The following is a 3472-nucleotide window of genomic DNA, read 5'->3' as shown; positions in this document are numbered from 1 at the left end:
CCTGCGCGCATCGGTCGCACCACCGCCGGCCGGGCTGTCCGCAGCCGCCGCACTCCAGCGGCACCACGAGATCGGCCAACGCGGCTCCCCAGGTCGGCTCGGGTCTCCCGGAGCGGCCGGGCTGGGACATCGCGCGGTCAGCCCGCGACCACCGGCTCGGCCCGGATCGCGGCCAGCCCGTTGATCTCACGCCAGTACCTGTCGCTGGTTTCCGCGGCCGTATCCAGGCGCAGCAGTGACCGCTGATCCACGGCATACACCTCCCGGCCGGCGGCCGCCACGGCGGAAACGGGGCCGGAGATGTTGCGCTGCGAGAGCGGTTCGGTGATCGCGCCGTCGACGGAGATCGTCACGACCGGAGCCTCGCTGGTCTCGCGTCCCACCACGATGGTAGACCGGTCCCGCCAGGCCGCGGAGGTGACGTTCTCGCCGAGAGTCCGCCCGATCTGCCGGAACGTGCCGGCGAGCGGCTGCCCGGTCTCGTCGGAGAGCGCCCCGATGAAGACCATGTTGTCCACGACCACGGCCAGGCGCGCCCCGGACGGGTCGATCCTCAGGTCCGTCACGTTACTGCCGAGTTCCAGGATCGGCCGGGCGTCGATCTCCTGGACCGACGGGTCGTCACCGCCCACACCGATCCGCAGCAGCCTGGTGCCGTCGACCAGGGCCCACACGCGGCCGTCGACGGGATGGAAGGTGGGGCCGATCACGGATCGGCCGGTGGTGGCCTCGACGGGCTGGGAGTCGAGCGCGCCGACCATGAGCCGCCGGGGTCCGCTGTCGGCCTCGCCGGTGACCACGGCGACGGTCCGGCCGTCGTAGGACATGGCCGCGCGACGCCCTCCGCGCACCCCGGACCACGGCCCGTCCGCGGGCCTCGCGCCGCCGGCATCCAGTTGCACGAGCCCGTCGGCGGCGGTGAGCGCGTAGCGCATCGGTTCGACGGCCGGGTAGGGGTCGAAGTCGCGGACGTCCTCGGTGGTCCAGCCCTCGGCGTACCGCTCGTCGAGTGGGGCGCCGTCGCGCTCGAGCCGGTAGGGCCCGGGGACGTCGGAGCGGGCCAGGGTCCACACGACCTGGGCGGCAAACTGGGTGGTGGCCTGGCTGCTCAACACGGGCAGTCCGGTGAAGTCGATGGTGGTCCCGGGCCGGTCGTCGCCGTCGGATTCGGAGGGTCGCACCGAGACCGAATCCGGCACGCGCGAGAGAACGGCGTCCTCGAGGCCCGGTCGCGGTCCGGTCGCCAGGAGGTTGACGAGCGAGTACCCGAGATCGTTCCGGTCAGCGGCGGTCCAGCGCGGGTCCGGGACGAGGGCGTCGGCGGTGCCGGTGAGGAAGAACAGCTCGCGTTGGGCGTAGGTGGAGAAGAACTCGGTTCGTTCGATCACCACGCCGGGCGGCAGTTCGTCGATCCGCCACTGCCCGTCGGTGCGGGTCAGGCCGATGGTCTCCTCGACCTGTCCCGCGTCGTCGCGGAAGATGCCGCCGGGGTCGAGGGTGCCGACCTTCTCGCCGCGCAGCGTGTATTCGGCGCGGTCGGCGGAGCGTCCGCCCTCGGCGCTGAGGTCGGCGCGCAGGACGATGGTGGTCTCGGCGGAGGCGTCCCAACTCTCCGCGGCCTCGGGGGTGAGGAACTGGCGTGCGGCGGCGTGCCGCTGGTCGGCGAGGGCGGAGGCCTTGATGAAGTCGCGGACCAGCAGGTCCGGCTCCTGGTCCGGGACCGGGGTGGGGACGGACAGGTCGGGCGAGGCGGGGGCGAAGGTATCGATGACCTGGGGCGACGACGACGACGGCAGCGTCGCACAGCCGGTCGCCACCACTCCGGTGGCGCACAGGAGGCTCACCAGAATGGTCAGCAACCGGGCCCGGGTCATCCTTCACCCTCCGTGCCGGCGGGTGCGTTGTCGAGTGGGGTGGGCTGGTTCGGCCGGTTCTGTCGCGCCTCGTCCTCCGGGGTGAGCGGCAGCGGGCTGGAGGTCAGGGTGCCGCCGTGTCGCCGGGGGATGGTGAGCCGGAAGCACGAGCCTTCGCCGGGGCTGCCCCAGCAGTCCAGTCGGCCGCCGTGGAGTTTGGCGTCCTCGAGCGCGATGGCCAGGCCGAGTCCGGTGCCGCCGGAGCGTCGGACGCGCGAGGGGTCGGCCCGCCAGAAACGGTTGAACACCAGGGCCTCCTCCCCCGGCTTGAGGCCCACGCCCCGGTCGCGGACGGAGACGGCGAGCGCCGCGTCGGACATTCCCAGCGTCACCGTGACCGGCTTGGACTCGGAGTGGTCGAGGGCGTTGGCGATGAGGTTGCGCAGGATCCGCTCAACGCGGCGGGAGTCAGCTTCGGCGATGACCGGCTCGTCCGGCATGTTGACCTCGACCTCGACGCCCGCGGACTCGGCGATGTGGGCGACGGTCTCGACGGAGTCGTGGACCGCGTTGCGCACGTCCATCTCGGCGACCGACAGCTCGGCCATGCCGGCGTCGTGGCGGGACACCTCGAGCAGATCGGTGAGCAGGCTCTCGAACCGGTCGAGTTCCGATTCGAGGAGTTCGACGGCGCGTTTGGTGGGCGCGTCGAGGTCCTCGGCGGAGTCGGAGATGATGCTGGCGGCCATGCGGACGGTGGTCAGCGGGGTGCGCAGTTCGTGCGAGACGTCGGAGGTGAACCGCTTCTGCAGGTCACCGAACTCCTCGAGCTGGGTGATCTGGTCGGACAGGCTCTGTGCCATGTCGTTGAACGCCATGGCCAGGCGCGCCACGTCGTCCTCGCCGCGGATGACCATCCGTTCCTTAAGGTGGCCGTTGGCGAAGCGTTGGGCGATGGAAGCGGCCTGCCGCACGGGCAGCACCACCTGCCGGGCGACGATCCAGGCGATGGCGGCGGACAGCACGATGATCGCCAGCCCCGCGGTGGCGACGATGCCGCGCATGATGCCGAGCGTCTGTTCCTCGGCGATCAGAGGGTAGACGAGGTAGAGCTCGAGCCCCGGTATGGACGAGTCCGTGGGCGTGCCGATGATCAGCGCCTTGGCGGGTTCGCCACGGAACTCCATGGTGACGTACTGGTAGGCGATGCGGCCGCGTTGCACGAGGGCCTGCAGCTCCGGCGGGACCTGGGCCCCGGAGGGGCTGACCACCTGTCCCCGACCGGTCTGGTCCGGGATCACGAGGATCGGGTCGAACGTTCCGGCGTGGACCGAGTCGCCGCCGGAGGCCAGCCCGCGCTCGCCGAGCGCGCTGCGCGCCTGGTCAAGCCGCGATTGTTCGCTGGTGCCCTCGTCGGTGGCGGCGATCTGGGCCTCCACGGTCAGCCGCAGCCGGCCGGCCTGCTCCACGGCGGCGTCGAGCTTGGTCGACAGCAGCTGCGCGGCCATCTGGCTCTGGAGCATGAACGCGATGGTGAGGATCACGCCCATCGACAGTGCGAGGGTCGAGGTGACGACCCGCAGCTGCAGCGAGCGCCGCCAGGCCCGCGCGAACCGGGA

2 protein-coding genes are annotated in these 3472 nt (G+C 71.7%); both read right to left on the bottom strand.

The window, feature by feature from the left end:
* Positions 1 to 137: 137 nt before the first annotated feature.
* A complete protein-coding gene (locus G6016_RS14110; protein WP_182633258.1) occupies positions 138 to 1874 on the bottom strand; it encodes an LpqB family beta-propeller domain-containing protein in 1737 nt (578 codons plus the stop codon).
* Positions 1871 to 3472 (bottom strand): MtrAB system histidine kinase MtrB (mtrB, locus tag G6016_RS14105; protein ID WP_182633257.1); only part of this gene is annotated, 1602 nt, incomplete at its 5' end. The genes mtrB and G6016_RS14110, both read right to left, overlap by 4 nt.

Origin of the sequence: Dietzia aerolata (assembly GCF_014144865.1) — a bacterium.
GTDB lineage: Bacteria > Actinomycetota > Actinomycetes > Mycobacteriales > Mycobacteriaceae > Dietzia > Dietzia aerolata.
Note: the sequence above shows the minus strand (reverse complement) of the source record. Positions and strands in the feature narration are given on the sequence as shown.